Below are 26,083 nucleotides of genomic sequence, written 5' to 3' on the forward strand. Positions count from 1 at the left end.
TTCGCGAACAGTGGAGAGAAAGGGTTCAGCGCACGACGATCAGCTCGCCCTTGCCGCCGGCGGCGATGTCGCCGAGGTGGCGGACGATGCCACGTGCGGACAGCGATGCAAACACGCCGCCGTGCGGCGCCAGGTCGCGCGTCAGCAATTGCCAGAATACAGGGGCGCCGGCCACGGCGGGCACGAAGCTCGATGAAGGCGCCGGCGCCGGCCCGGCAAGGACCACGCTGCCGCGGCGCATGCCGTAGCCCACGTGCGCGCCGGCGCGGCCGGCCAGCGCGATGGTGCCGGCGACCATGCGCGAGGCGAGGAAGTCGCCCGCATCGCCGAAGATCAGCGCCGTGCCGCGGCGCATGCGGTCGCCGAAACGCGCACCGGCGTTGCCGCGCACGATCAGCGTGCCGCCGCGCATGCCGTCCATGCTGCCGGGCAGCGTGCTGGCGGCGAAGTCGCCGACGCTGCCTTCGATACTGAGTGTTCCGCCGGCCATTTCGCAGGCGGCGAGCGCGCCGGCGTCGCCCTTCACGCTGAGCGTGCCGGACGTCATGCCGCCGCCGGCGCAGTCGCCCACGCTGCCTTCGGCGACCAGCACGCCGCCGTCCATCTGCCAGCCGACATGGTCGCAACGCGACAGCTCGCCCTGCAGCAGCAGGGTGTCGTCACTGCGCGCGGTGACGCGGAAGAACTCGCCGAGTGGCAGCAGCGCATTGCCGTGGCCGACCGTCAGCCGCTCGACCTTGTCCGCCGACAGCGCCGCGAGTGCCACCGGCGTGATGCCTCGCAGGTCCAGCCGCAGTGGCACGGCAGCCTTCAGGGTCAGCGAGAAGCCGCTCATGCCGCCGCTCCTGCCATCAGCTTGTGCAGGTGGAAGTGGAACGGCCCGAGCTTGCCGCCGTAGTTGCCGGCCGAGATGCGCAGCAGCCCCCCTGCGGCGCCAAGCGCGATGCCGGCCTCCATGCCGACGCGCATCGCCGCGCCGACGTCGGCCTCGGTCAGCCCGTCGATGACGATCTCCATCACGCAGCGCGTTTCGCCGGTCAACTCGGTGCTGGCCACCAGGCCGACCAGGCTGGGGCAGAAGGCGTCGTTGGTCGAGGCGCCGAGCGCGGGGTACTTGCTGCCGACCTTGGAACCGGAGCGCACCACACCGCCCGGGAACGGCATGATCACGTTGGGCAGCTTCTTCATCGCCGCCACCGCCGCCTCGGCCGCGGCGAGCGCCGCGTCGGTGTCACGCGCCAGCAGCAGCAGGTTGCCTCCGCCCACGCCCTTGACCACCGCGGTGGTCTCTTGCGCGACGAACTCGCCATCCATCACCGGCACGCGCCAGTAGCGCTTCCCGCCGATCATCTTGCTGGTCTGCCAGCCGTCGCCGAAGAAGCGCAGGTTCTTGCCCAGCGCGACCGCCTCGCCCTCGGCGATGCCGGCGTAGACGGCCGTGGTCGGGCACGTCAGCACGCACTGGCCGACGCGCCGCTCGATTTGCTTGGCGAGTTCCTTGCCCGACATGGCGAAGATCAGCACCGCCACGCCGGGACGACCGTCGGGTGTTTCGCCAGCGGGGATCTCCCGCTCGATGCCGGCCTCGCAGCCGCAGGCGATGACCGAGGTGGCGAAACCGGTGGCGGCAACCGCCGCATGGCGCGCCCAGTCGAGCGTGTGCGCGGTGATGAGCAGCCGCGTCGCCTTCATCGGGAAGGCCTCGGCGAAGGTCTCGTCGATGGCGACGCCGTTGCGGTTCATGCGCCGCCCTCGAAGCATGCCGCCGGCAGCAGCCGACCGCCGTTGCAGCAACTGCACAGCTCGTCGTGCGTGATGGCGACGTTGTCGAACCGGATGGCGCCGTGGTCCTGCCAGTGCTTGCGCAGTGTCTTCTCGATCGCCGGGTCGTAGCCCGGTTCGACGAAGTGCGTGCCGCCCACCGGCGTGGCCAGCAGCGTGCCGGATTTCGCGACCAGCACGCCGTCCTTGAACACGAAGTCCGGCGTGCGGAACATCGCCTCGCGGTCGGGCTGCTCGCGGTAGATGGCGATGTCGGCCGCCGCGCCCTCGCCCAGGTGGCCGCGCTCCTTCAGGCCGAGCAGCTTCGCCGGGCCGCAGCGCGTCATGACTGCGATCTCTTCCATCGTCAGCTCGCGGGTGATCGACTTGAGCGCGCAGTTCGCCACCACCTCGGGGTGCAGGCTGGCGAGCTGCTCCTCGCGGAAGCCGCGGTCCATGAGCAGGCGGATCAGGTGCGGGTAGCTGGTGAACGGGCCACCGTTCGGGTGGTCGGTGGTCAGCACCACCTGCCAGGGGTTCTTCACCAGCAGGAAGATCTCCAGCCCGATCACCCACTGCAGCGCGTTCACGTAGCTCTGTTCGCGGTAGCGGAACGGCACCACGCCGCAGCCGGCCATCAGCTCGATGTCCGCGCCGACCCACTTGCGCGGGTTGGCCAGGTCGGACTGCGCATGCTGGCGCATCGTGTCGCCCGACGCGGTGACGGTCTGGCCGAACATGACCTGGCCGATGTCGATGCTGATCTGCGGGTTGGCGTTGACGGCTTCGGCGATCTGCAGCGCTGCCGAGGAGAACTTCTTCGGCCCTTCGGTGGCGTAGGCGTGGAACTGGATGTGCGTCAGGTGCGCCGGCAGGCCCTCCAGCGCGGCGATGGTGTCCAGCGTCGAGCGGATGTTGCCGGCCACGCCGAGGTTGCTGCCGTGGATGTGCAGCGGATGCGGCACGCCGAGTTCCTTCAATGCGCGCGCCAGCGTGTGCACCACCTGGCGCGGCGTGACCTGCCAGCGCACGTGCGGCTCGTCGACGTCGAGCTTGCGCTGGTTGAACTTGAAGGCCGAGATGCCGCCGGGGTTCACCACCTTCACGCCCATCGCCTTGGACGCGTTGATGGTCCAGGCGGTGTAATCGCGGATCTGGGCGAAGTTCTTCAGGTCCGGCCCGCCGTGGGCCAGCAACTCGAGGAACAGCTCGTCGTTGCCGAGCATCACGTAGGCACCGTGGTCGAGCACCGGCACGTCGCCCATCTCCATGTGGGCGTGGCGCGCGTTGCTCGGCACCATCGCCGGCTCGAAGGCCGCGGTGTAGCCCATCTCGACATAGCGGTAGCCGGTGGCCAGCGTGCCCGGCGAACAGGTGCCGCAGGAGGCAAGCTCGAGCAGGTTGTCCGGCAAGGCGATCGGGTTGGCGCCGTCGCGGTGGTCCTCCGCCATCAGCATGCGCGCGAGGTTGACCTTGCCGCCGCCGATGTGGGTGTGCATGTCGATGCCGCCGGCCATCACCACGCAGCCGGTGGCGTCAATCGTCTCGTCGGGGCGCTCGCCCGGCACGGGCGCGGCGATCCGGCCGTCGCGCACGACGAGGTCGCGCACGGCATCGACGCCGTTCGTCGGGTCGACGACCCGGCCGCCGCGAATCAGAACGATGCTCATGCCGCGCTCCTCGACGGCAGGGCCAGCAGCACTCGCCGGGCCACTTCGGCCAGCGCCGGCAGGCCGTCGGGCCGAACGGCGCGCAGCGGCATCAGCACCGTGCCGTCGGTGCGGAAGACATGGCCGTTGCAGCCGATGCCCGGCGTGGCGACCGGAATGAAGACGGCACCGGGGCGGCGAACCGCTGCGGCCAGCGCGGGATGCCCGAACACGATGGTCGGCATCGTCGTCGACGGTGGCACGGCCTCGGCCTCGAAGCTCGCCACCCACAGCAGTGCGTCGACCGCGCCCTGCTCGATCAGCCGCGTGCCGCCGTAGCGCAGCGGTTCGTGCTCCAGCCCGCGCGGGCCTGCGCGCGAACGCAGCGGCAGGCCGGACAGCCAGGTGAACACCTGGTTGGCCGTGGCCACGCCGTTGCCACCGCCGATCCACAGCGCCGCCGCGCGCGTCTCGCGGTTCAGTTCGCCGACGATGCGGTGCACGACCTCGACGACCAGCGCGCCCTGTGCCGGCAGCCTCGACGGCGTGCCGATCAGCACGCCGTAGCGCGCGGCACGGAGGCGCTCGGCGAGCGTACGCCAGGCTTCCGGCACGGCCGCGCCCGTCATGCCCGGCCGCCGGGCGACCAACGCGTCGAGCAGCGCCACGCTGTCGAACAGGTCGCCCTGCACGGCGAGGGTCTCCACGCTCACGCCCGCGCCGGCCCAACCGGCCAGCGTCGCTTCGTCGCCCGCCTCGGGACCGATGACGACGACATGGCGCCGCGCCACCTGCGGGTCGCCGATGCCCAGCCGCTGCCCGATCAGCGGCGCGAGGGCCGTCGGCATCGCGCCGATGAAGACGATCAGGTCGGCGCGCACGCGCACTTCGCCGAGCGTCGTGGTGAACTGGCCACGGTCCTGCAGCGCTCGCAGGCCGTGCATCAGCGCCTCGCCGGGCGCGGCGTCGCAGATCGCGCCGGTGGCGCAGGCGAGCGGATAGAGGGCGCGCATGCCGGCGACGTCCGTGCCCAGCCCGGCGAACAGCGGCTGGTGACTGGCGGCGAGCCGCTCGGCGGCGGCGGCGATGGCTGCGTCGAGGCCGGCAGCCCGGCCGTCGACCTCGGCCGCCGGCACGGCCGGTGCGCTGGCGAAGGTCGACAGCGCGCGGCTCGCCCGTTCGCAGGTGCCGCCCTGCAGTTCCAGCGCCTGGGCGGCGCTGCCGGCGCGCACGCCGAGGTGGTCACAGGCCAGTGGGCAGAACGGACAAGTCCAGGCCGGCGCAGCCGGTGGGGAGGTGATCATGGATGCGTCGTCACGCAAGCGATGTGCCACTCGGCGGCTCCGGGCGGGCGGACAGCGCGGCGGGCAGGATGCGGCCAAAACTGCCACACAGTGTGGCGAAACCGGCGGCGCCGGGGTGCGCGCCCCCCCTTGCAGGCGGTGGCACGAAACATGATGGCAGTGCGTCCATGGACGCGGGGCAGAGAGCCGGTCACGGCGATGAGGGGCGCACCGGCGGCAGCCGGCCGTCATGCAGTGCACTGGCGACGAGCCAGGCGTACGCGCCGGCCTCGCGCGCTGCGGCAAGGTCTTCCACATGGCGGATGCCGCCCGCGCCGACCAGCTGGGTCGCAGGCGAACGGGCCTGCACCTCGCGCAGCGTGGCCAGGTCCGGTCCGGCATCGGCGCCCACGCGCTCCAGCGTCATGACGATCACCCGGCTGGGCCAGAGTGCGGGCGTGTCCCAGCAACCGGCGGCATCCAGCCGCCGGCCGTCGCGGCGGTCGAGCGAGAGCACGCCGGCCTCGCGGTCGGCGAAGCAGCGCGCCAGTTCCTCGCGCGAGCGCAGCGATTCGCTGGCGAAGATGGGCACGATGCGCTCGGCGCCCTCGCCCACCTGCTCGCACAGGCGCTGCGCCGCATCGGCATCGGCGAAACCGGCGTCCACCCAGAACTCGAGTTCGGGCAGGGCCCGCAGGATGCGCCGCAGCACCTCGGCCTGGGCGTGCCCGCCGGTCAACGCGTCGAGGTCGGCGGCGTACAGCCGCGCCGAGGCGCAATGCGCGCACAGCGCGCGCGCCACCGTCACCGGGTCGCTGCCCGCGCACAGGGTGGAGACGATCGGCCGGTACGACGCGCGGTCGCCGCGCACGGCGCGCACGACCTGGCCACGCATCAGGTCGATCACGGGGATGAGGTGCATGGCGGGGGCGGTGCGATGACGCGGGTGTTCGTCTACGAGTATCTCAGCGGCGGCGGGCTGGTCGACGGCGACGCGGCCGCCACCGCAGGGCTGCTGCCGCAGGGCCTGGCGATGCGCAATGCGCTGGTGGCCGACCTGCTGGCCAGCGGTGATTGTGACGTCACCGCCGCCACCTGCGCACACGCCGGCACGCTGCCCGCTGGCGCCGCCGAGACGGTGGCGCGCAACAGCGAGACGCCGCTGGAGTTCGTCGCGCGCCAGGCCGCCCAGCACGACTTCAGCTGGGTGATCGCGCCCGAGACCGACGGCTGCCTCGCCGGGCTCCATCGCGCGGTGGGTGCGTCGCGCTGGCTGGGTTGCGACGCGCACAGCATCGCGGTCGCCTCGAGCAAGTCGGCCACGCTGCGTCATCTCGCGGCGCACGACGTGGCCACGCCCTGGACCCACGAGGCGGAGGCCAAGCGCTGGGTGGTGAAGCCCGACGACGGCGCCGGCAGCGTGGCCACGCACCTGCACGGCAGCCGCGCCGCCGCGCAAGCCGATCTCGACGCGCGCCGCGCACGTGGCGAAAGTGCCTGCCTGGAGCCCTGGGTCGAGGGAAATCCAATGAGCCTGTCGCTGCTGTGCGGCCTCGGCCGGGCGGAACTGCTGAGCGTGAACCGGCAGCACATCGCCGCGCTGCCCGACGGCACGCTGCGCTACGACGGCGTGACGATCGACGTGCTGCCGGCGCGCGATCCGCGCCACCGCGCGCTGGCCGCGCTCGCCGCCCAGCTCGCGGCCGCCCTGCCCGGCCTGCACGGCTTCGTCGGGATCGACCTGGTCTGGAACGATCGGCTCGGCGCCGTGCCGATCGAGATCAATCCGCGCCTGACCTGCGCCTATGTCGGTCTGTCGCAGCGGCTGGGACGCTGCCTCGCCACCGAAGTGCTGGCGGTGCGGCGACAGGAGCGTCTCGATGCCTGAGCGCGACGTGATCGGCTGGGACATCGGCGGCGCCCACGTGAAGGCCGCACGCCTGCAGGGCGAGTGCGTGATCGATGCGGCGCAATGGCCCTGCCCGCTGTGGCAGGGGCTGGACCAGCTCGAACGCGTGCTGTCGCTGGCGGCTTCGCGCTGGCCCGACCTGGCCGCGCAGCGCCATGCCGTGACCATGACCGGCGAGATGGTCGACCTGTTCGCGCACCGCGAGGACGGCGTGCAGCGCATCGCCGCCCTGCTCGACCGCGCCCTGCCCGCGCCGCGCTTCTTCGCCGGCGATGCGTCGTGGCCGGCGGCGCACGAGGCCGCAGCGCTGTGGGAATCGATCGCCTCGGCGAACTGGCTGGCCACCGCGCGCCATGCGGCGCGGGCGATGCCGGCGCGCGAGGGCCTGCTCGTCGACATCGGCAGCACCACCACCGACCTGATCGCCCTGCGCCGCGGCCATGTCGTCACCGCGAGCCGCAGCGACGCGCAGCGCCTGCAGACCGGCGAACTCGTCTACCACGGCGTGGTGCGCACGCCGCTGTGCGCACTGGCGCGACGCATCGCCTGGAAAGGCGCGCTGCTCAACGTGATGAACGAGTTCTTCGCCAGCACCGCCGACGTCTACCGGCTTACCGGCGAGCTCGACCCGGCGCACGACCAGCATCCGAGCGCCGACAACGCGCCCAAGGATGAGCGCCACTCGCGCGCGCGGCTGGCCCGCATGGTCGGCCTGGACGAACGCGACGGCAGTGCCGCGCAGTGGCTGGACTTCGCGCGGGCGTGGCGCGAGGCGCAGCTCGCCGAGCTGCGCAGCCAGGTCGAGCGCGTCGCGGCGCTGCACGACCTGGCGGCCGATGCGACGGTCGTCGCGGCAGGCTGCGGCGCCTTTCTCGTGCCGGAGCTGCTGCGCCCCGGATGGTCGACAGCAGCCTATGGCCGCGAGGTTGCGCGGGTCGCGCCCGGTGCGAGCGTCGACCTGGCAGGCTGGGTGCAGGTCGGCGCCCCGGCCGTGGCGGTGGCCTCGCTCTTTGCGGAGGAATGTGCCTGATGTGGGTCGTGAAGATCGGTGGCAGCCTGAACGGTGACCCGCTCCTGCCCCAGTGGCTGGAACTGCTGGCGCGGCTCGGCGGCGGGCGCGTGACCCTGGTGTGCGGCGGTGGCGCCTTTGCCGACGAGGTGCGGCGCGCGCAGTCGCACTGGCAACTGGACGACTTCGACGCGCACAACATGGCCGTGCTGGCCATGGTGCAGACGGCCTACCTGGCGCACGGGCTGCAGCCTGCCTTGCGCCTCGCACGCGACAAGGCGGAACTGCACCAGGTGCTGCACTCCGGCCAGACGGCGCTGTGGCTGCCCTACGACTGGCTGCGCGAGCGCGCCGGTCCCGACACGCACTGGGGCAACAGCAGCGACAGCATCGCGCTGGATCTGGCGCGCCAGCTCAATGCCGAGCGCATGGTGGTGGTGAAGTCCTGCCCGATCGATCCGGCGGCGACGCTGGCCGAGCTCGGCGCCGCCGGAGTGCTCGACAGCCGCTTCGCGACGCTTGCCGCCGGCGCCAGCTTCCCGATCGACGTGGTTCACCGCGCCGAGCTGGCGCGCATGAGGTCGCTGCTGATCGGCGAGGTGCGACTGAGCGGCGCCTGAGCCTCGCGCATCGCGGCGACGAGCGCGCGCAGGCAGTCCGCATCGAGGGCCTCGCCGCGCCCGCCGCGGCACACCGCGCTGCGGAAGCCCGCGAAGTCCGGCGCCAGCGCGGTGATGACCTCGGCGTCCGCGCGGCGCAGCGCACCGGCGATGCCGACCATCGTTCCGGCCTCGCGGGCCATCCCGATGAAGCGCTCGATCGCGGCGATCGGCAGCACGTCGAACAGGCTGCCGGCGAGCTTGTCGGCAGTGTCGACCATCACGCCGGGAAAGTGCAGCGACAAGGCGAGCGCGATGCTGCGCTCGTCCAGCCCGTGATCGGCGATGAACACCGGCACCAGCGGCCGGCCGCAGTCGGCCAGCGCACGCAGCACCGCGCCGGCGCCGGGAGCACGCTCGATGCCGACCTTGACGTAGTCGACGCCGCACGCGCCGACCGCCTCGACGCGCTCGACGATGGTGTCGAGCTCGTGCATGGCCACATCGCCGATCGTCGCGCTGACCGGCAGCGACAAGCTGCGCGAGCGCAACGCCGCGACGACCTCGGCGATGGTGTACACCGGCAGGCCGCCGAGCGCACCTTGCCCCGGTTCCTTCAGGTCGATGAAGTCGGCGCCGCCATCGGCGGCAAGCAGCGCCTCGGCCACGCTTCGCACGCTGACCAGCAGGCGGGTCATCGCGCCCCCGCCTTCTCGCGGTGGTCCGCGACCGCACGCTGCAGCCAGGCCCAGGCCTCGTGCTCGCCGGCGCCGGCGGTCTTGTCGATGGCGATCTGCAGGTAGGCCATTTCTGCGTCGACCTTCTCCGGCGACAGCATGTGCAGCCGGCTCACCAGCACCGCGCCCTCCACCACCGCCGCCTGCGCACGGTTCAGCCCCATGAAGGGTGCATGGCCCGCCTCGTGCACGCGCGCCATGCGCAGCACCGGGCGTTGGGTGTCGTCGATATGTTCGTCGAGCCTCAGCTCGACGTGGCTCAGCGCACAGGCCAGGCGCTGGCCGGCGATGCGCTCGGCGGGCACCACCGGCCAGGCGCGGCGGCCGGTGACGCAGCCGGCGAACACGCGCGTGTCGGTGATCAGGTTGAGCACCGCATGCTGCGTGGCGAGGATGTTGGCCAGCGTGGTGGAAGGCTTGAACGGCATCAGCACCACGCGGCCGGCCTGGTAGCGCACGCCCATCGGCGCCACATGCACCGCGCCATCGGCCGACTCCGTGGTGACCACGGTTTCGAAGATCTGGTCGTTCATCGTCGCTTCAACTGTCGTTGCGCTTCGGCGCAGAGCGTGTCGTTCCCGGCGCACACCATGCATCGAGGTCCTCGGCCTCGCGCTCCACCGCGCAGCCCCAGTCCAGCGGCTGGTCCTGCGTGTAGCGCTTGCCGAGCCGCCAGGCGAGCTCGGCATGTGCAAGTTCCACGCCCATGTAGAAGGCGTGCGAGGCATCGTTCTCCAGGCCGAGCTGCGGCCACAGCTCGAAGGCGTTGGTGCCGCTGCGCAGGCCGTCGCGGTTGTAGACATGCAGGCCCTGCTCGGAAACCTGCACGCGGAAGTTCGGGTCGCGCACCTGGCGCGCGGTGGCGGCGATTTCCTCCGGCGTGTCCGGAAACGGATGCTTGGCGTGCGTCGTCATCAGCGCGCCGCTCATGCCCTTGGGCAGCGCGCGCTGGCGCACGGCGGCGTGCATGATGCGGCGCGCCCAGTCGGCCTCGCGCACCGCGCGGCGCGCATGGGTGCTGACCTGCGTGGTCAGCACGGCGGCGACGCTCAATTCGGCGGCGATGCCGAACAGCAGCGCGTTGATGCCGCTGGTGTCGGCCTCCGTCAGCTCGGTGAGGTTGCCCACGCCCATCATGATCGGCGCCTCGGGGTAGCGTTGGCGCAGCGCGTGGTAGCGCACGATCGACGCAGTCAGCCCGAAGGGAATCGGGTCGAGGATGGGGTCGGCGAGGAAGGCGCGGCCCTTCGCCGCCATGGCGTCGATCGCGGCGTGCAGCGAGGCCTCGTCGTGCGGCGTCTTCGGGATCAGCACCGGCGTGGACGCCACCTCGTCGGCCACCCACAGCGAGTCCAGCGTCAGGCTGAGCAGGTAGTCGGCGCCGGCGCGGCCGCCACGCAGCAGTTCGCGAGTGTCGACCGAGTCGACGCTGACCGCGAAGCCGGCCGCCTTCAGCGCGCGCACGCTGTCCTCGAGATGCTCGAAAGGCGTCTCGGGCAGGCCGCCGAGGTCGATGACGTCGGCGCCATCGCGCTTCAGCGCCTGGGCTCGCCGCACGATTTCCTCCACCGTCAATCGCGGCGCATCGACGATTTCGGCGAAGATCGCCACCTCGTACTCGCCCAGGTCCACCGGCTTGGCGGCGCGGTCGAAGAAGCGCGGCAGGTCCTTCAGCTCCTCGGGCCCGCGTTGCACCGGGATGCCAAAGTGCGCGGTCAGCGCGTCCATGTCGCCGCGGCAGCGGCCGGGCACAATGATGCGGTCGGCCCGGACCGGCAGTTCGACGCGCCGGCGGACCATGTCCGCCGTCATCAGCGCGGCGACCTGCAGTCCGATCTCGCGCACCTCGAAGCTGAACGGCGCGTCGTCGATGCCGGCGAGCACCTTCTCCAGCTGCGGCTGCGCGAGGCGGCCGGTCAGGAAGAGGATGTGTTCCATGACAACGAGAGCGTGTCGAGACGACGCCTGAGGGCCGCCTCGAGTTCGGCCGGGGAGCACACCACCTCGCAGAAGTCGATCTCGCGCAGACGCTGCACGTTGTCCAGCTCGAGCCTGCGCGGCCGCAGCGTCACCCAGTCGTGCGGCGACCTCGTCACCACCACCGGCTCGGTGTCGCACGCGAAGACGATGCCCGGAATGCCCAGCTTGCCCGCCTGCGCGAACATGTTGGTCGGCAGCGTGTCGCTGATGCCGACGACGCACTTGGCCACCGTGTTGCTCGTTGCCGGTGCGATCACCACCGTGTGGTAGATGTCTTCGTAGAGCATGCCCACCGGCACGGCACTGGCGGTCTTGTCGCGCACCAGGCGGAAGCCCGGCGCGAAGCGCGGCCGCAGTTCCTCCAGCTTCATGCCGTAGATCGGCAGCACTTCCTCGGCGGCATCGGAAAGAAACAGGTCGAGCGAAGGCAGGCGCTGCGCGAGCGCGATCGATTCGTCGAGGTAGTGGCCGGAACCGGTGACGCACCAGGCAAAGCGCGAGCGCGCCGGCACGGTCGACGCGAACTCGTCGACCGGCACACGGGGATCAATCGGGGTGGGAGACCTCGATGTGGAGCTTGTGAAGCTTGCGGTAGAGGGTGTTTCGGCTGACATCGAGCGCCTTGGCGACGTTGCTCACGTTCCAGCGATGCTGTTCGAGCAATTGGAGCAGAACCTGGCGTTCGTTGGCCTGGATCGGGTTGAGCTTGATGGGCAGGTCTTCCGGCGTGGCCTCGACGACGGGCGCAGCGACGCGGGGAGCCGCGATCGCCGGTGCCGGCGTCGGCACGGACACATGCACCAGCGACGGCAGGTGCTCGCGCGCGATCGGCCGGCCGTCGGCCAGCGCCGCGGCGGTGCGCAGCACGTGGCGCAGCTGGCGGATGTTGCCCGGCCACGGATGATCGAGCAGCAGCCGCTCGGCTTCGGGGCTCAGCGAGCCGGCGCCGCCCGCCTCGGCGGCGAGCACGGCGTGGATCAGGTCGCGGCGGTCGCTGCGGTCGCGCAGCGGCGGCAGTTGCAGCTCGATGCCGGCGAGGCGGTAGTAGAGGTCCTCGCGGAAGCGCCCCTCGCGCACCAGCGCCGGCAGGTGCTGGTGGCTGGCGCTGATCAGCTGGAAATCGACGGCATGCGTCTCTTCGGTGCCCAGCGGCGTGACCTGGCGCTCGTCGAGCACGCGCAGCAGCCGGGCCTGCAGTTCGAGCGGCATGTCGGCGATCTCGTCGAGGAACAGCGTACCGCCATCGGCCTGCAGGATCTTGCCGCGCCGGCCGGTGCGCTGCGCGCCCGTGAAGGCACCGGCGCGGTAGCCGAACAGCTCGGATTCGATCAGCGTCTCCGGCAGGCTGGCGCAGTTCACCGCCACGAAGGCGCCGCTCGCGTGCGGGCTGGCCTCGTGCACGGCGCGGGCGAACACCTCCTTGCCCGAGCCGGTCTCGCCGCACAGCAGCACCGGAGTCTGGCGCGCGATGACGCGCTTGGCGGTGTCGAGGTGGGCGACGAGACGCGCGTCCTTGAAGGTGGTGCCGGCCGCCGGCTTCACCGCGCCGATCCGTGCCGGCGCCTTGGCCGCCACCGCCTGCGACAGTGCCGCGGGCACGACCGGGCTGGGCAGCGCCGGCGCCTTGGCGTCCGAGGCCGGACGGCGCGCCACCGCGAAGAAGCGCAGCGCGGCGTTGGCGCGGTAGGTCACCACCGGGTGGAACGAGGCCGAGGTGCTGCGCTGGAGCATGTCCTCCAGCGAAGTCTGGAACAGGTCCTCGATGCGCCGCGAGCGGATGTCCTCCATCGACGGCAGGCCGAGCTGGAACAGCGCACTGCGGTTGGCGGCAAGGATGCGGCCGTCGTCGCCGACCGCCAGCTTGCCTTCGTGCAGCGTGTAGACGAACTCCGGCCGACTGTGGAAATGCAGCGGGTGGGCGTTGCGGTAGCGCGCGTCGATCAGACGGTTCTCGATCATGCGCGCCGTCATGCCCAGCAGCACCAGCAGGTGCTGCTGCATCAGGCTGGAGCGGCTGGTGACGTCGAGCACCGCGGCGATCTCGCCGGAAGGGTCGTACACGGGCACGGCCGAGCAGGTGAGCTGGGTGAACTCGTTGAAGAAATGGTCCTCGCGGCGCACCGACACCGGCGCGCCGGCGGCGAGGCAAGTGCCCATACCGTTGGTGCCGGCGGTCGCCTCGCTCCAGGTGCCGCCCACGCGCAGGCCGAGCGGCCCGACCTCGGCGGCGAATTCCGGCGAGGACACCATGTGCACGATGACGCCGTCGGTGTCGGTCAGCACCACCGCCGCCTCCGCGTCGGCGAGCTGCTGGTACAGCGTGGTCATCTCGTAGCGCGCACAGGCGATCACGTCGGCACGGCGGGCGCGGCGCTCCTCGAGCTCGACGCGTGCCACGAACGAAGGCTCGCAGGCGCGCGCCGGGTCGAGGCGGTATTCGTTGAGGCAGCGGCTCCAGGACTGCGCCACCGGGTCGTTGGACTGCGGCTGCACACCGCTGCGCACCAGCTCCAGGATCCGGTCCGCATGCCGGTGGGCTTCACGCATCGTCAAGGTCATCGTCATCTCCAGGGCGGGCCGAGAGCGGTTTCGGGAACAATGGCCGATTGTGGTGTCGGCGCGGGGTGCTCCGCACCGGGTAAACCACGGTGGCTGGCCCGTCGTGCGGGCCCGCATTTTGCTGCCCCGCCGCGAGCCCGACCGATTCACTTGGATGGAGACACCCCTTGACGCCCCTCAACGCCCAACCCGCCGGCTTCGCGGCAGCTCCCTCCGCCGACGTACGCCAGGCCGCGTCCATGGACCTGATCTTCATCGAGGGATTCACCGGCCAGACGGTGATCGGCATCCATCACACGGAGTTGCACGACCCGCAGCCGGTGGTCATCGACCTGCACGCCGGGATGCCGCGCTCGCGCGCCTGCGACACCGACCGCATCGGCGACACCATCGACTACGGCGTGGTGCGCGAGCGGCTGCATCGTCTGCTGGCCGAGCACAGGCTGCAGCTGCTCGAAGCCTTCGCCGAGACGATTGCCGACATTCTCATCGGCGAGTTCGGCGCGAGCTGGGTGCGCGTGAAGGTGGTCAAACCGCGCAAGTTCAACGACGTGCAGGCGGTGGGCGTGCAGATCGAGCGCTTCGCGCCCGAGGCCCCGCAGCGCCCCGGCGCCGCCGTGCTGCACCTGATCGGAAGCGGCATGGTGCCCGGCGGGCGCTGAGCGAACCCCCAGAAGAAAAGAAAAAGCCGACCGGCGGACCGGTCGGCACTCTCAACCCTCTCTCCTGACGCACCGTCTCCGGTGCGCCGCTCTCTTCACTTCGCCTGGAACGGATGGGCCACCGAGCCCTTCTTGGCCACGACTTCCGCGGCGGTCGGCGAGCCGGCGACGGCGCGCTGGATCGACTCGCGGGTGGCACGGTAGTTGTAGTCCTGGATCTTCTTGTCGTCTTCCGCCAGCCAGTGGATGAAGACACCGACGCAGATGAACAGGTTGTCGGCTTCGGCCGCCGGGATGGTGCCGTCCTCGACGCTGTCGGCCACGGCCATGGCCACGGCGCGCTGAGCCGGGCCGAACATCTGCACGGCCTGCTTGGCGCCCTTGATCGTGACCTTGTTGAACATCACGGTGGCGGGCTTGGCCAGCAGGTTCGGGGCGACCACGGCCAGCAGGGAGGTGAAACCGTCCTTGTTGTTGGTCAGCGCGTTGGCGAACGCGGACTCCGCCGCCGAGCCGCGCGGCCCGATGATCAGGTCGATGTGGGCAACCTCGTTGCCGTCACCGACGAGCGATTCACCAACCATCATGCGATCGATCTTTGCCATGGCGTTTCTATCTCCTGTGAATGATTCTGAGTCGTCGACACACTGGTGCGATGCCCAGCGCGTCGGTCACGCTATCACTTTCCATGCCACGCCGGACCCAGCAGGCCGGCCAGCAGCAAGGTGGCCACCGTCAGATCGGCGCTCGTGCCGGGGTTGACGCCCTGTGCCTTGAGGGATTCGTCCCAGGCCGCGAAGGCCGGGTCGCGGTCGGACGCCGCGACGCCATTCCAGCCTTGCGCCGCCGTCATGACAGTGTGTGCCACGGCCTCGCCGTGTTTTCGAACAATGTGTGAATCGGGAATGTGGCGCAGGTACCCCAGGTAAACCCGCTGTACGGCGGCCACGGCGCCGTCGCTCGGCGGTGCACCCGCGGGTCCTGCCATGAGTACAAACCCGTGGGGCAACGCAGCCAGGCCGACGTCGAACAGATCGGCGTGGCCGTTGGCGTACTGGCGCGCGATGCTGTCGCGCGAGGCGGCCAGGGCCATCGCTTCGCGCAAGCCCCGTGTCGGCGCCGCGTGCACGTCCTGCTCGGGCGCGCTGCCCAGCCCGCCCGGATTGGCCTGGGCGATGGCGCGGTAGGCAGCGCGGGCATCGGTCAGGTCGAGTCGGGCCAGCACGTGCTCGATCGCGGCACGCAGCGAGTCGGCGCTCGCGACCGCCCCCGCGCACTCGATCGCCGCCGCGATGGGGGCGCACAGCAGCAGGATGCCGAGATTGGTGTTGCAGCCCACCGCTTGCCAGGTCGCATCCATCGCGGCCTCGATGCGCTCGCCGACGCCGGCGCCAAGTCGGAACAGCGGATCGACCGCGGCCTGTGCACTGGCGACGAACTGTTCGGCCTGCATGCGGTGGCCCGCGGAGACGAGGCTGACGTTGCCCGGCTTGCGCACGGCGACATCGAGCCAGCAGGCGCGCAGGAAGCACGCACGCGCGTGCCCGATCAGCGCATCGGTCATGCGCGCCGGACGCCGCGGCGCGCGCCGGCCAGCCTGCGGTCGAGCAGGTCGTCGACGATGGCGCTGGCGATGTTGAAGCCGGTGACGCGCTGCAGGCCCTGCCACGCGGCGACGCCGTTGACCTCGAGCACCCGCAGATCGTCCATCGTGCCGGCAGGAAGGACGTCGATGCCGGCGTAGTCCATCTCCAGCGTGCGCGCCGCGGTCTCGGCGACCGCCGCGAGCGCGTCGGTGAGCTCGGCCGGCATGCAGCGCGCGCCCTGCTTGACGTTGTGCACCCAGTGCGCGCTGACGCGCTTCATCGCCGTCACTGCGCGGCCGCCGATCACCAGCACGCGCCAGTCGAACCCCGGCTGGGTGAGCGGCGGCACGAAGCGCTGCAGGTAGGCCAGCGACCCGTACGGGCCCTTCAGATCGGGCAGCGGGCGGTGCTGGCCGTCCACCCGACCGACCAGCAGCAGGCCCTTGCCCTGCGAGCCAAACAGCGGCTTGAGCACCAGGGCGTGGCCGGCCGCGCTCTCGCGCATGACGATGCGCTGCGCCTGCGCAGCCGACTCCAGCGCCCAGGTCGGCGGCGTGGGCACACCGGCCGAGTGCAGCAGCAGGCTGGTCATCGACTTGTCGACGCTGCGCTCGATGGCACGCGCGTCGTTGTAGACCGGCACGCCGAGCTCGCGCAGTGCGTGCAGCACGCCCAGCCGCTTGGTCACCTGCTCGAAGGTCCCGCCGGCGATGCCGCGCACCAGCACCGCGTCGGGCAGATCGCGCCCGAAGCCCGGGATGACGAGGCCGTGCCAGGCCGCCATGGTGTCGATGCGGCAATCTTCCAGGTCCACGCAGCGGCCGATCGCGCCGCGCTCGCGGAGCGCGGCCTGCAACTGGCGGGTGTGCCAGCCGACCTCGTCAGTCATGATGGCCACGCGCGTGCTCATGACGATGTCATGCCTCCTGCAGCCAATGCTCGCGCAACAGTGCCATGTTCGTTGCGCCGCCGTGGAACGTGCTGCCGGTGTCGAGGTTGCTCACCCACACCTCGGCAGGCGCGAACAGCGCCGGGTCGATCTTGTAGAAGTCGTACTCGACCGCCTTGAAGACCTCGGCGAAGGATCGCCCATAGTCACGCGAGTTGTGCGACGGCAGCTTCGCGGCGAGTTCGCGCGCCGCCTCGTCGCCGCCGCGCACGCTGAGGTGCACGCGGCCGCCGTAGAGGATGGCGTCGTTGGTGCGGCCCATCGCCTCCACGCCGTCAGGGCTGGGCGCCGGAAGCGGCGCGGTGGCCACGCCGTCGACGATGTGCGCCAGAGGGAAGCCGAGTTCGTGAGACTTGTGCAGCGCCACTTCGAGCACACGGGCCACCACCTGCGTGGTGCCGGCGGCACTGCTCGTGGGCGTCAGCACGATGGTCAGCCCGCCGGGCTGCAGGCCGCAGTCGCGCAGGATCTTCTGCACCACCACCGCGGGCGGGGCGCGGTCCACCTCGAGCACGATCACGCCGCGGTCGGCACGGTCGCGGTAGCCCAGCTCGCCGTACAGCGCCTCCTTTGCCGCCAGCGCCCGCGCCGGGCCGGAACCGAGCGAGAAGAACTTCTTGCCGCCCGTCTCCTCCTTGCTGGCTGCCAGGCTCCAGCCAGCGTACTGGCTGGCCAGGCAGGCCAGCACCGGTTGCGAGCTGCGCACCTCCAGCCAGCTCGGCCAGCCGTCGGCCGCGCCGCTGCGCAGGCCCACCGTGCCGAAGCCGCCGAGGCAGATCTCGCCGACGAGCAGGCCCGCCTCGATGCTGCCCGGCGCGGCAATGCCGGCGTCGACGACGCGCGCCCCGGACTCGTCGTGACGCACCTGCACGCGCAGCTGCTCGGCCTGCGCCACCAGTCGCTCCACCCAGGGCTGCACCTGCAGATTCAGGCTCAGCGTGCAACCGGCCAGTGCGGCGGGATGGTCAGTCATGTCGTCGTCTCCAGGGCGGCCTGCAACGCCTCGCGCCGGTGGGCCAGTTGTCGTCGTGTGTCGTCTTCATCGCGGCCTTCGGCCACCAGGCTGCACAGCGGGTCGCCCGCGGCGCATTGCGTGCCCGCGCGCGGCAGGTCGCGCGTGCCCTCGATGCCCGCGATGCGGGAGGCGCGCGCCTCGCCGATCTGCACGGCCTGCGTCGCGAAGACGATCTCGGTGCCGCGCACCTTGCCTTCCTGTGCCGGCGCCGGCGGCAGTTCGCCCTGCTCGCAGGCGAGCAGATGGGCGCCCAGTGGCCCGCGCGCCCCCACACGCGGGTAGAGCAGCAGGCTGGCCGGCGGCCGCGGATTGAGTTCGAGCACTTCGACAGTATCGCCGTCGAGCAGGAAGTCCAGGCTGGCCAGTCCCCGCACCTGGAATGCGCCGGCGAGCAGCTGCACGATCGAGGTCAGATCGCGCCGCAACGCGTCGCTCACCGGCAGCGGCCCGATCACGCCACAGAACACGAACGGACGACCGCCGACCAGGCGCGTGAGCTGACGGTTCACGCCGAGCAGCACCGCGTCGCGCCCAGTGCCCACGAAGGTGGCCGACATCGGCAGGCCCCGGCGCTCGCGCTGCCAATACCGCCCGGCACCGCCGCGATCGTTCGGCGAGGCACGCCGTACCTGCCAGCCGCCGCAACCGCCAGCGTCCTTGCTCAGCCAGCCGGCGGTCACGGCGGGCGGCTCGAAGGCCACCGCGGGAAAGCCGATGCCGTACGCGCGCAGCACGGCGAAGAACTCGTGCGGGTCGCGAATGCGCTGCCAGTCGGACGGCGCGGTGCCGATCAGTGGCAGCATCGCCGCGCCACGCGCCAGCAGCTCGGGCCGGCCCTCGAAGCCGCTGCCGGCGATCCAGCCACGCACCTCGCCGGCGCCGGCCAGTTCGCGCAGCGCGCCGAGCAGGCGCCGGTCGTCGACGCGCATCGTCGCCGGCTCGCCGATGGCGCGCCAGCGAGCCGCCAGTCGCTGCGTGTCGGCATCGCCGAACAGGTCCAGCGCGACTGTGCGCAGTCCGTCGAGCGCTGCAGCCTCGACCAGCATCCGCGCGGAGAGCGCCGCGACCGCCAGCACGCAGCCCCGCTCAGCCGGCTTTCGCGGCCGATTCGGCAAGGAAGGCGCGCGCCGTCGCGAAAGCCTCGGTGAAGCCCAGCGTCACCGCCTTGGGCGCGTCGCGCATCTGCACGAGCAGGCGATGCTGCGTCTGGTACTTGACGTTGCCGATGGCCAAGGCGCCGATGCCCACGGCGTTCGTGCCGGCCAGCGGCTTGGCGTCGTCCATCACGCCCACGCCGGCCACGCCCTCGGGCGGCACGGCGTTCACATCGGCCGCCACCTTCAGGCGCTTGGCGAAGCCCAGGTCCTCGGCCGACACCACCTGCACGCCGGCAGCGGCACAGGCCAGCACGACGTCGGCGTCGCCGATCGAGGTGCGCACCGCCGCGCGGTCGCCGCCGGAGATGCCATGGATGGTCACGCCGAAACGCTTGCCGGTCTGCTGCGCGGCCTCCTCGGCCACGTCGATGCCATTGCGGCTGGACAGCGCCACGTCGGCGCCGGCCTGCGCGGCGAGCACGCCGGCGATGCGGCCGACCGGCCCGGTGCCGCCGAGCACGACGACGCGCTGGCCCTTCAGGCCGTCGGGCGAATTCTTCAGCAGTGCCGCCTCGACGCAGGCGACCATCGCCGCAGCAGTGGTGTAGGCACCACTCGGGTCGGCCATCACCGACACGACGAAGGGCGGCACCATGGCCTTCTTCGCGCGCTCGAGCATGTCGGCGGCAAGCAGTGCGTCGCGGCCGCCGATGAACAGGCCGGTGCGCGCCACGCCTTTGGGGCCGCGCGAGAAGATCGCGTCCTGCGTCAGCGCCGTCACGCTGTCGATGCCGGCCTCGCAGTAGGGCACGATGATCTGGTAGCCGGCGTCGGCCGCCATGTTGATGTCGAACGGGCTCATCTGCTTGCCCGGCGTGATCATGTGCAGGATGTAGGGGCGTTCCATGGCGAATCGCAGTCGGTGAAGTGGGAAATGGGTTCAGCGTGCCGGCAGCTCGGCCACCACGGCGCCGCGATTGCGTGCCGTGACGACGCGCAGTTCCAGGGCTGCGTCGACGACACCGGCAGCCCTCGCCGCATCGACGAGCCCCTGCGCTGCCCTGGCCGAGGGCACGATGGCGAAGCCGGTGGGGCCCCAGGAGCTCTGACCGATCGCGGCGGCGTCGCCGGCAGTCTCGCCCCACCACTGCATCAACCGGCCGACGCCGGCGCTGGACCAGGCGCTGCCGTGCTGTGCCGGCGCGAAATGGTCGCCGAGCAGCTGCTGCACGCGGTTGAGGCCCGGCGCGAAGGCGCCGAAGTCGTCGCCCGACGCGCCGGGCAGCACGCGCATCAGCAACTGATGGCAGATGTCGGCCGCGGCCGATTGCGGCAGCGGCGGCAAGGCGGCGATCGCTTCGCGTTCCTGCACGCCGGACAGACCTCGGGCGCGCGGGTCGAGCACGACGATGATGCGCCAGGCCGCCGGCAGTTCGACGCGGGACAGGACCTTGGCCGGCAACCCGTCTCGGCCCGGGCCGCCATCGAGCAGCAGGCCGCCGGCGTCGAAGCCGGCGATGCCGATGCCCGAGCGCAGGCCGCGGCCCAGCCAATGCGCCAGCGTCGGCGAGTCCAGATCGAGGCCCTGCCAGCGCGCGAAGGCGCGGCCCACGGCCAGCGCGAGCTGCGTGCCTGATCCGAAGCCGGCATGGGCCGGCAACACCCTGCGCAGCCGCAGGGCGAGCGGCGCATCGCGACCGGTGCGCTCGCGCATCACCCGCAGGTGTGCGTCCACGCGCTCGAGTTCGGCCTGCGCGCCTGGCGTGTCGGCCACCAGCGCGTCGTGCGTGGCCGAGCCTAGTTCGAGTTCGGTCTCGAAGCCGTCGATGACCAGGCCGATGCTGCCGAAGCGCCGGCCCAGCGTGCCCGAAGGATCGAGGAAGCCGAGGTGCAGCCGGCCGGGGGCACGCACGTTCACGCCGGCGCGCGCGGCGGCGCGCGGAGAGGACGGCGAGGCAGGGGCCATGGGCGGCGGCGGGGCGTCGATCGAACGGAGCATACGGCCTCAGGTAGCAAGGCCCGTTCCGCGGCCGCAGGCCGCGCCGCACCGTGCGCAGCACCCTGCGCTGTCCCGATTGGGGGACAGTCTGTCAACGCAGCCGGCAGCGGCCCGACGTCAGTCGTACTTGAGGTATTTGAAGCGCGGATCGTCCGGCGTGCCCTCGAGCACCGCGCCCTCTTCCCGGCCCGGCTGCCACATCAGCACCTCCTCGATTTTCTTCGCCAGCGCGAAGTCCTTCTCGGTGATGCCCTTGGCGGCATGGTTCATCAGCTTCACGGTGACGAAGGCGTAGGACACGGTCAGGTCCGGATGGTGCCAGGCAGCCTCGGCGAGGTGACCGACGGTGTTCACGACCATCAGCGTGGCCTTCCAGCCACTGGTCTTGTACTTGCGGCGGATCCAGCCGTCCTCGAGGTGCCAGTGGGGCAACTCGTCCCTGAGGCGCGCCTCGACTTCCTCGGCGCCGTAGACCTCGTCCGCGCCTTTGCGTCGCCATTGCGTCATGTTCGTCTCCTCTGATTCGGCGCTCAACGATGTCACGCGCGCCATGGCGTTGCAAGCACGGAGCCTTCGCATGGACCGGGCCGGTATGCCGCACCGCCGCCTTGTCGCCGCCCCACCTCGCCGTGCCGGAGCGCCTGCTCGCGTTCGAGCACTGCCTGCTTCTGCGCCTCGCTCATGCGCGCAGGGTTCTTCACCTGCAGTTCCATGGGCGGATTGCGCCGCAGCGGCGCCTCGTGGCACATCAGGAGGTCGCGGTAGTGCGTGGTGTTGGGACGGCGTCGCGCCCACGCTTCGAGGAAGCGCACCAGCGCGTGGCGGTGCACGAGGGCCTGCTGAAGACCCTGTGCCGGAAGGACGAGGACGGAGGTGGGCCCAGAATGACGAACCCCTCCCGACCAGAGGTGGGAGGGGCGGGTGGCTGACGCCACCAGTTGGGGCTCCGGAGGAAAGTCGTCCGGGGCTCCTGGCGCGCAGGGACTGCGCCATCGGGTGCGCCTGCATGCAGGCCTTTCTAAGCTAGACGACGCGGCCTGCGACTTCAAGCGCGCCGAGCGCTGGTGTTCCCTCTTGTCACGGCGCCGGCTTCATGATCTTCGCGACGAGGTCGGCGACACGCGACTTCACGTCCGCGTCCATGCGGATCGCGCGGCCCCACTCGCGCGTCGTCTCGCCCGGCCACTTGTGGGTGGCGTCCAGGCCCATCTTGCCGCCGAGCCCACTGACTGGCGAAGCGAAGTCGAGGTAGTCGATCGGCGTGTGATCCACCAGCGTGGTGTCGCGCAGCGGGTCCATGCGCGTGGTGATCGCCCAGATCACGTCGTCCCAGCGGCGGATATCGACATCCTCGTCGGTGACGACGATGAACTTCGTGTACATGAACTGGCGCAGGAAACTCCACAGACCGAACATCACCCGCTTGGCGTGGCCCGGATAGGCCTTGCGGATGCTGATGATCGCCAGGCGGTAGCTGCAACCCTCCGGCGGCAGGTAGAAGTCCACGATCTCCGGAAACTGCTTCTGCAGGATGGGAACGAACACCTCGTTCAGCGCCACGCCCAGCACAGCCGGTTCGTCGGGCGGTTTGCCCGTGTAGGTGGAGTGGTAGATCGGGTCGCGGCGGTGCGTCATGCGCCCGATCTCGAACACCGGAAACCAGTCCTGCTCGTTGTAGTAGCCGGTGTGGTCGCCGAACGGCCCCTCCAGCGCATGCAGGTAGCCGCCCACCTCCTTCAGCGGCACGCCGCGCTCGCTCACGCCGGTCCACCCCGGCTCGGCCACCGGAATGCAGCCCTCGAGCACGAACTCGGCGCTGGCCGGCACCTGCAGCTTCACGCCGGCATCGCCGACACCGCTGTCCGCGACCTCGGTACGGCTGCCGCGCAGCAGGCCCGCAAACTGGTATTCGGACAAGGTGTCGGGCACGGGTGTGACGGCGCCGAGGATGGTGGCCGGGTCGGCTCCCAGCGCCACCGCGATGGGAAAGGGCTGCCCCGGCTTGGTCAGCGCGAACTCGCGGAAATCGAGCGCGCCGCCGCGATGCGCCAGCCAGCGCATGATGACCTGCCGCCGTCCGATCACCTGTTGCCGGTAGATGCCCAGGTTCTGCCGCGTCCGGGCGTGCGGGCCACCCTGCGGCCCGCGCGTGACCACCAGTCCCCAGGTGATCAACGGCCCCGCATCACCGGGCCAGCAGGTCTGCACCGGCAGGCGACCCAGGTCGACTTCCGACCCTTCGAGCACCACCTCCTGGCAGGCCGCCTGACGAACCAAGGCAGGCTTCATGTCCCAGATCGCCTTGGCCATATGTAACAAGCGACCCGAGTCTTTCAGGCCCTTCGGCGGCTCGGGCTCCTTCAGGCGCGCCAGCAACCGACCCACCTCGCGCAACTCACTCACCTCGGTGGCGCCCATGCCGAGCGCCACCCGTTTGGGGGTCCCGAACAGGTTGGCGAGCACCGGAATTTTGTAACCGTCGGGCCTCTCAAAAAAGAGTGCCGGCCCGGCCGATCGCAGCACGAAGTCACTGACCGCTGTCATCTCCAGCCGCGCGGAGACTGGCTCTGCGACCCGACGCAGTTCGCCGAGCTTCTCCAGTCCCGCCATGAACTCGCGAAGATCGCGGTACTTCATACAAAATAGTAATCAAACAATCGGTCTATAAGCTTGACCGGTTATGAAATGGGTTCCTAGAATTCGCCCCGTTTGCACGTACTCGGGATAACCCCAACCCCCGTGGTGCAGGGATAGAGCGGCAGCCAAGCGGCTGCCACAGTCGAACCCGGTTCGATTCGCCGCCGGATGACGCCGCGCAAGACGGCTCCCCACCTCCGGCCGAGGATTATCACCGTCGCCCCGGCCGCTGCCGGTCTGGGGTCGCCCTAGCGGGCCGACGGCGCTGAAAGGAGTGACATGACGACGCTGAAGCGATGCTTGACGCGAGCCTTCCGGGTTCGCGATGCGATCGGCGAGTCGGCCACGGTGTTCCTGCGGGACGTCGGGCACGGCTTGCTCGAAGTCAGCCACAACATGCTGGCCCTGGTCGGGCTGTTGATCGTGGCCGGCGCGGTGTTCACGTTCGGCAAGCCCGAACTGCGCCATGCCGTCGAGACCCACGCGCTGGGCTGGCTGCAAGCCCGCCAGGAAGCCCGCGCCGAGCCCGCCGAATTGCTGGCCAGCCAACTGAGCGAGCCCGAGGCGATCAGCCGCGCCACGGCCGCCGATCCCCGTGAGCTCACCCGCCAGCAGGCCGCCGTGGCCCACTGGATCGCCCGCCGCTACCGCGTGGCGCCGGAACCGATCAGCCGCCTGGTCAAGGAAGCCTGGTACGTCGGCGAACGCGCTGGCCTGGATCCGACGCTGATCCTCGCCATCATGGCGGTGGAATCCAGCTTCAATCCGTTCGCGCAGAGCTCCGTGGGCGCCCAGGGCCTGATGCAGGTGATGACGAGGATCCACGACGACAAGTACGAGGCCTTCGGCGGCAACCATGCCGCGTTCGACCCGGTGACCAATCTGCGCGTGGGCGTGCAGGTGCTCAAGGAGTGCATCGCGCGCGCCGGCAGCCTGGAAGCCGGCCTGCGTTACTACGTCGGAGCCGCCAATCTTCCGGACGACGGTGGCTACGCGGGCAAGGTGCTCGCCGAGCGGAACAACATGCGCCTGGTCGCCGCTGGCAAGTCGGTCCCGGCCAACGTGGCGCTGATTCCGCTGACGTTGCCGGCGGCTGCGGCGTCAGGTGCCGAACTCGGCACCACCCAGCCGGCCGCTGCGCCGACGCCGGACGCGGAAAAGATCGAACGAGTGGCCTTCCTGCACTGAGGCCGGGGACGCGTCCGCTACACTGGCGGCACCGCGCGACTGGCGATGCGGCTCCGCCTCGGGGCCTGAGGTGGTGAACCACCGGGAAGCGCGGTCGGTGCCTGCTGCCGCGGGCATCGGTTCCGCCGTTCGCCTGGGCAGCCCAGCGACCGCGCCACGCGCGGCCGGCGCCGGGGACCACCGCTGTCAAGGACTGCCGTCATGTTCGACCGATCCGCCTCCACTGTCGCCAACGTCGACCCCGAGATCTGGGCCGCCATCCAGCGCGAGAACCAGCGCCAGGAAGACCACATCGAGCTGATCGCCTCGGAGAACTACGCCTCTCCGGCGGTGATGGCCGCGCAGGGTTCGCAGCTCACCAACAAGTACGCCGAGGGCTACCCCGGCCGCCGCTACTACGGCGGCTGCGAGAACGTCGACGTGGTCGAGCAGCTCGCCATCGACCGCCTCAAGCAGCTGTTCGGTGCCGAGAACGCCAACGTGCAGCCGAACTCCGGCTCGCAGGCCAACCAGGCGGTGTTCTTCGGCCTGCTGCAGCCCGGCGATACCATCATGGGCATGAGCCTGGCCGAGGGCGGCCACCTCACGCACGGCATGCCGCTGAACATGAGCGGCAAGTGGTTCAAGGTGGTGAGCTACGGCCTCGACGCCAACGAGGCCATCGACTACGACGCGATGGAGAGGCTCGCCCACGAGCACAGACCCAAGCTCATCATCGCCGGCGCCTCCGCCTATGCGCTGCGCATCGACTTCGAGCGCTTCGCCAAGGTCGCGAAGGCGGTCGGCGCGTACTTCATGGTCGACATGGCGCACTACGCCGGCCTGATCGCAGCGGGCGTCTACCCGAACCCGGTGCCGTTCGCCGACGCCGTCACCTCCACCACGCACAAGACGCTGCGCGGTCCGCGCGGCGGCCTGATCCTCATGAAGGATGCCGTTGCCAAGCAGATCAACAGCGCGATCTTCCCCGGTATCCAGGGCGGCCCGCTGATGCACGTCATCGCCGCCAAGGCGGTGGCCTTCAAGGAGGCGCTGGCGCCCGAGTTCAAGGCCTACCAGCAGCAGGTGGTGAAGAACGCCGCGGCGATGGCCGAGACGCTGACGCAGCGCGGCCTGCGCATCGTCAGCGGCCGCACCGAGAGCCACGTGATGCTCGTCGACCTGCGCCCCAAGGGCCTGACCGGCAAGGAGGCGGAAGCCATCCTGGGCACGGCGCACATGACCTGCAACAAGAACGGCATCCCGAACGACCCGCAGAAGCCGATGGTGACCAGCGGCATCCGCCTGGGTTCGCCGGCGATGACCACGCGCGGCTTCAAGGAGGAGCAGGCGCGGCTGACCGCCCACCTGATCGCCGACGTGCTCGACAAGCCGCACGACGAAGCGACCATCGCCGCGGTGCGTGCGAAGGTCGCGGCGCTGACCAGGGACTTCCCGGTCTACCGCTGACGCGGCGGCCGACAC

26 protein-coding genes and 1 riboswitch are annotated in these 26,083 nt (G+C 70.9%); of the genes, 6 read left to right on the forward strand and 20 right to left on the reverse strand.

From position 1 onward, the window contains the following. Positions 1-25 precede the first annotated feature (25 nt). The 5 genes from Q0599_RS14970 to Q0599_RS14990 all read right to left on the reverse strand — a co-directional run bounded on the left by Q0599_RS14970 (position 26) and on the right by Q0599_RS14990 (position 5,615). A complete protein-coding gene (locus Q0599_RS14970; protein WP_298830822.1) occupies positions 26-835 on the reverse strand; it encodes a formylmethanofuran dehydrogenase subunit C in 810 nt (269 codons plus the stop codon). Then, positions 832-1,743, reverse strand: coding sequence for a formylmethanofuran--tetrahydromethanopterin N-formyltransferase (gene fhcD, locus Q0599_RS14975; protein ID WP_298830824.1), 912 nt, complete (start codon positions 1,741-1,743; stop codon positions 832-834). The genes Q0599_RS14970 and fhcD overlap by 4 nt, the downstream gene beginning before the upstream one ends. Then, positions 1,740-3,431, reverse strand: a complete 1,692-nt coding sequence (locus tag Q0599_RS14980; RefSeq protein WP_298830825.1) for a formylmethanofuran dehydrogenase subunit A — start codon at positions 3,429-3,431, stop codon at positions 1,740-1,742. Before Q0599_RS14980 ends, fhcD begins: the two co-directional genes overlap by 4 nt. Then, positions 3,428-4,714, reverse strand: a complete 1,287-nt coding sequence (locus Q0599_RS14985) for a formylmethanofuran dehydrogenase (protein WP_298830827.1) — start codon at positions 4,712-4,714, stop codon at positions 3,428-3,430. The genes Q0599_RS14980 and Q0599_RS14985 overlap by 4 nt, the downstream gene beginning before the upstream one ends. Positions 4,715-4,904: 190 nt before the next feature. Next, a complete protein-coding gene (locus Q0599_RS14990) occupies positions 4,905-5,615 on the reverse strand; it encodes a HisA/HisF-related TIM barrel protein (RefSeq protein ID WP_298830829.1) in 711 nt (236 codons plus the stop codon). A gap of 15 nt (positions 5,616-5,630) precedes the next feature. Between Q0599_RS14990 and Q0599_RS14995 the strand changes: the two genes are divergently transcribed. Genes Q0599_RS14995 through Q0599_RS15005 form a run of 3 tightly spaced genes read left to right on the forward strand, consistent with a single transcriptional unit; the run spans position 5,631 to position 8,231 of the window. Beyond that, positions 5,631-6,581 (forward strand): ATP-grasp domain-containing protein, encoded by a 951-nt coding sequence (locus Q0599_RS14995; RefSeq protein WP_298830831.1) that lies wholly within the window; start codon positions 5,631-5,633, stop codon positions 6,579-6,581. Then, complete coding sequence (locus Q0599_RS15000) at positions 6,574-7,632, forward strand: hydantoinase/oxoprolinase family protein (RefSeq protein WP_298830833.1); 1,059 nt, start codon at positions 6,574-6,576, stop codon at positions 7,630-7,632. The genes Q0599_RS14995 and Q0599_RS15000 overlap by 8 nt, the downstream gene beginning before the upstream one ends. Continuing rightward, a complete protein-coding gene (locus tag Q0599_RS15005) occupies positions 7,632-8,231 on the forward strand; it encodes an aspartate kinase (RefSeq protein WP_298830835.1) in 600 nt (199 codons plus the stop codon). The genes Q0599_RS15000 and Q0599_RS15005 overlap by 1 nt, the downstream gene beginning before the upstream one ends. On the opposite strand, the gene Q0599_RS15010 is transcribed toward Q0599_RS15005, so the two are convergent. The 5 genes from Q0599_RS15010 to Q0599_RS15030 are packed head-to-tail and all read right to left on the reverse strand — an operon-like array spanning position 8,165 to position 13,486. Beyond that, positions 8,165-8,908 carry a (5-formylfuran-3-yl)methyl phosphate synthase gene (locus tag Q0599_RS15010; protein WP_298830837.1) on the reverse strand — a complete coding sequence of 248 codons (744 nt, stop codon included), beginning with the start codon at positions 8,906-8,908 and terminating at the stop codon, positions 8,165-8,167. The two genes, Q0599_RS15005 and Q0599_RS15010, sit on opposite strands and share 67 nt — an antisense overlap. Beyond that, on the reverse strand, positions 8,905-9,480 hold the full coding sequence (locus tag Q0599_RS15015) for a DUF447 domain-containing protein (RefSeq protein WP_298830841.1): 576 nt from the start codon (positions 9,478-9,480) through the stop codon (positions 8,905-8,907). The genes Q0599_RS15010 and Q0599_RS15015 overlap by 4 nt, the downstream gene beginning before the upstream one ends. 7 nt (positions 9,481-9,487) lie before the next feature. Continuing rightward, entirely contained in the window at positions 9,488-10,885 is a 1,398-nt protein-coding gene (locus Q0599_RS15020) for a DUF6513 domain-containing protein (RefSeq protein ID WP_298830844.1), read from the reverse strand. Then, positions 10,864-11,466, reverse strand: coding sequence for a flavoprotein (locus Q0599_RS15025; RefSeq protein WP_298830847.1), 603 nt, complete (start codon positions 11,464-11,466; stop codon positions 10,864-10,866). Before Q0599_RS15025 ends, Q0599_RS15020 begins: the two co-directional genes overlap by 22 nt. Positions 11,467-11,473: 7 nt before the next feature. Then, positions 11,474-13,486 carry a sigma-54-dependent Fis family transcriptional regulator gene (locus Q0599_RS15030; protein ID WP_298830850.1) on the reverse strand — a complete coding sequence of 671 codons (2,013 nt, stop codon included), beginning with the start codon at positions 13,484-13,486 and terminating at the stop codon, positions 11,474-11,476. A gap of 239 nt (positions 13,487-13,725) precedes the next feature. Here Q0599_RS15030 and Q0599_RS15035 point away from each other — a divergent pair, with 239 nt between their 5' ends. Then, complete coding sequence (locus tag Q0599_RS15035; RefSeq protein WP_298832705.1) at positions 13,726-14,148, forward strand: dihydroneopterin aldolase; 423 nt, start codon at positions 13,726-13,728, stop codon at positions 14,146-14,148. A gap of 95 nt (positions 14,149-14,243) precedes the next feature. On the opposite strand, the gene fae is transcribed toward Q0599_RS15035, so the two are convergent. From fae to Q0599_RS15085, 10 genes are all read right to left on the reverse strand, one after another. Next, the gene (gene fae / locus Q0599_RS15040; protein ID WP_298830853.1) at positions 14,244-14,753 is read right to left on the reverse strand and encodes a formaldehyde-activating enzyme; all 510 of its coding nucleotides are present in this window, start codon (positions 14,751-14,753) and stop codon (positions 14,244-14,246) included. Positions 14,754-14,827: 74 nt separating this feature from the next. Beyond that, the gene (locus tag Q0599_RS15045; protein ID WP_298830856.1) at positions 14,828-15,712 is read right to left on the reverse strand and encodes a triphosphoribosyl-dephospho-CoA synthase; all 885 of its coding nucleotides are present in this window, start codon (positions 15,710-15,712) and stop codon (positions 14,828-14,830) included. Beyond that, the gene (locus tag Q0599_RS15050; RefSeq protein WP_298830859.1) at positions 15,709-16,644 is read right to left on the reverse strand and encodes a RimK family alpha-L-glutamate ligase; all 936 of its coding nucleotides are present in this window, start codon (positions 16,642-16,644) and stop codon (positions 15,709-15,711) included. Before Q0599_RS15050 ends, Q0599_RS15045 begins: the two co-directional genes overlap by 4 nt. A 7-nt stretch (positions 16,645-16,651) precedes the next feature. After that, complete coding sequence (gene mch / locus Q0599_RS15055) at positions 16,652-17,656, reverse strand: methenyltetrahydromethanopterin cyclohydrolase (RefSeq protein ID WP_298830862.1); 1,005 nt, start codon at positions 17,654-17,656, stop codon at positions 16,652-16,654. Further along, entirely contained in the window at positions 17,653-18,774 is a 1,122-nt protein-coding gene (locus Q0599_RS15060; RefSeq protein ID WP_298830865.1) for an ATP-grasp domain-containing protein, read from the reverse strand. Before Q0599_RS15060 ends, mch begins: the two co-directional genes overlap by 4 nt. Positions 18,775-18,784: 10 nt before the next feature. Further along, complete coding sequence (locus Q0599_RS15065) at positions 18,785-19,702, reverse strand: NAD(P)-dependent methylenetetrahydromethanopterin dehydrogenase (protein ID WP_298830867.1); 918 nt, start codon at positions 19,700-19,702, stop codon at positions 18,785-18,787. A gap of 33 nt (positions 19,703-19,735) precedes the next feature. After that, complete coding sequence (locus Q0599_RS15070) at positions 19,736-20,761, reverse strand: beta-ribofuranosylaminobenzene 5'-phosphate synthase family protein (protein WP_298830869.1); 1,026 nt, start codon at positions 20,759-20,761, stop codon at positions 19,736-19,738. A 150-nt stretch (positions 20,762-20,911) separates the two neighbouring features. After that, on the reverse strand, positions 20,912-21,301 hold the full coding sequence (locus Q0599_RS15075) for a 4a-hydroxytetrahydrobiopterin dehydratase (protein WP_298830871.1): 390 nt from the start codon (positions 21,299-21,301) through the stop codon (positions 20,912-20,914). A gap of 32 nt (positions 21,302-21,333) precedes the next feature. Beyond that, positions 21,334-21,624, reverse strand: a complete 291-nt coding sequence (locus Q0599_RS15080) for a hypothetical protein (protein WP_298830874.1) — start codon at positions 21,622-21,624, stop codon at positions 21,334-21,336. A gap of 247 nt (positions 21,625-21,871) precedes the next feature. Further along, a complete protein-coding gene (locus Q0599_RS15085) occupies positions 21,872-23,431 on the reverse strand; it encodes a UbiD family decarboxylase domain-containing protein (protein WP_298830877.1) in 1,560 nt (519 codons plus the stop codon). Between the two features lie 279 nt (positions 23,432-23,710). Here Q0599_RS15085 and Q0599_RS15090 point away from each other — a divergent pair, with 279 nt between their 5' ends. Both Q0599_RS15090 and glyA read left to right on the forward strand, forming a co-directional pair. Continuing rightward, positions 23,711-24,619, forward strand: coding sequence for a lytic transglycosylase domain-containing protein (locus Q0599_RS15090; RefSeq protein ID WP_298830880.1), 909 nt, complete (start codon positions 23,711-23,713; stop codon positions 24,617-24,619). 25 nt (positions 24,620-24,644) lie between these two features. Continuing rightward, a riboswitch (ZMP/ZTP riboswitch) is annotated at positions 24,645-24,765 on the forward strand. A 55-nt stretch (positions 24,766-24,820) separates the two neighbouring features. Beyond that, a complete protein-coding gene (gene glyA / locus Q0599_RS15095; RefSeq protein WP_298830883.1) occupies positions 24,821-26,068 on the forward strand; it encodes a serine hydroxymethyltransferase in 1,248 nt (415 codons plus the stop codon). Positions 26,069-26,083: the final 15 nt, after the last annotated feature.

It is taken from the genome of uncultured Piscinibacter sp. (genome assembly GCF_937952055.1).
Taxonomy (GTDB): Bacteria; Pseudomonadota; Gammaproteobacteria; order Burkholderiales; family Burkholderiaceae_C; genus Piscinibacter.

Bases quoted from the DNA above. Each gene is read 5' to 3' on its own strand.
- Q0599_RS14970 (WP_298830822.1), bottom strand. From the start codon at position 835: ATGAGCGGCTTCTCGCTGACCCTGAAGGCTGCCGTGCCACTGCGGCTG.
- fhcD (WP_298830824.1), bottom strand. From the start codon at position 1,743: ATGAACCGCAACGGCGTCGCCATCGACGAGACCTTCGCCGAGGCCTTC.
- Q0599_RS14980 (WP_298830825.1), bottom strand. From the start codon at position 3,431: ATGAGCATCGTTCTGATTCGCGGCGGCCGGGTCGTCGACCCGACGAAC.
- Q0599_RS14985 (WP_298830827.1), bottom strand. From the start codon at position 4,714: ATGATCACCTCCCCACCGGCTGCGCCGGCCTGGACTTGTCCGTTCTGC.
- Q0599_RS14990 (WP_298830829.1), bottom strand. From the start codon at position 5,615: ATGCACCTCATCCCCGTGATCGACCTGATGCGTGGCCAGGTCGTGCGC.
- Q0599_RS14995 (WP_298830831.1), top strand. From the start codon at position 5,631: ATGACGCGGGTGTTCGTCTACGAGTATCTCAGCGGCGGCGGGCTGGTC.
- Q0599_RS15000 (WP_298830833.1), top strand. From the start codon at position 6,574: ATGCCTGAGCGCGACGTGATCGGCTGGGACATCGGCGGCGCCCACGTG.
- Q0599_RS15005 (WP_298830835.1), top strand. From the start codon at position 7,632: ATGTGGGTCGTGAAGATCGGTGGCAGCCTGAACGGTGACCCGCTCCTG.
- Q0599_RS15010 (WP_298830837.1), bottom strand. From the start codon at position 8,908: ATGACCCGCCTGCTGGTCAGCGTGCGAAGCGTGGCCGAGGCGCTGCTT.
- Q0599_RS15015 (WP_298830841.1), bottom strand. From the start codon at position 9,480: ATGAACGACCAGATCTTCGAAACCGTGGTCACCACGGAGTCGGCCGAT.
- Q0599_RS15020 (WP_298830844.1), bottom strand. From the start codon at position 10,885: ATGGAACACATCCTCTTCCTGACCGGCCGCCTCGCGCAGCCGCAGCTG.
- Q0599_RS15030 (WP_298830850.1), bottom strand. From the start codon at position 13,486: ATGACCTTGACGATGCGTGAAGCCCACCGGCATGCGGACCGGATCCTG.
- Q0599_RS15035 (WP_298832705.1), top strand. From the start codon at position 13,726: ATGGACCTGATCTTCATCGAGGGATTCACCGGCCAGACGGTGATCGGC.
- fae (WP_298830853.1), bottom strand. From the start codon at position 14,753: ATGGCAAAGATCGATCGCATGATGGTTGGTGAATCGCTCGTCGGTGAC.
- Q0599_RS15045 (WP_298830856.1), bottom strand. From the start codon at position 15,712: ATGACCGATGCGCTGATCGGGCACGCGCGTGCGTGCTTCCTGCGCGCC.
- Q0599_RS15050 (WP_298830859.1), bottom strand. From the start codon at position 16,644: ATGAGCACGCGCGTGGCCATCATGACTGACGAGGTCGGCTGGCACACC.
- mch (WP_298830862.1), bottom strand. From the start codon at position 17,656: ATGACTGACCATCCCGCCGCACTGGCCGGTTGCACGCTGAGCCTGAAT.
- Q0599_RS15065 (WP_298830867.1), bottom strand. From the start codon at position 19,702: ATGGAACGCCCCTACATCCTGCACATGATCACGCCGGGCAAGCAGATG.
- Q0599_RS15070 (WP_298830869.1), bottom strand. From the start codon at position 20,761: ATGGCCCCTGCCTCGCCGTCCTCTCCGCGCGCCGCCGCGCGCGCCGGC.
- Q0599_RS15075 (WP_298830871.1), bottom strand. From the start codon at position 21,301: ATGACGCAATGGCGACGCAAAGGCGCGGACGAGGTCTACGGCGCCGAG.
- Q0599_RS15085 (WP_298830877.1), bottom strand. From the start codon at position 23,431: ATGAAGTACCGCGATCTTCGCGAGTTCATGGCGGGACTGGAGAAGCTC.
- Q0599_RS15090 (WP_298830880.1), top strand. From the start codon at position 23,711: ATGACGACGCTGAAGCGATGCTTGACGCGAGCCTTCCGGGTTCGCGAT.
- glyA (WP_298830883.1), top strand. From the start codon at position 24,821: ATGTTCGACCGATCCGCCTCCACTGTCGCCAACGTCGACCCCGAGATC.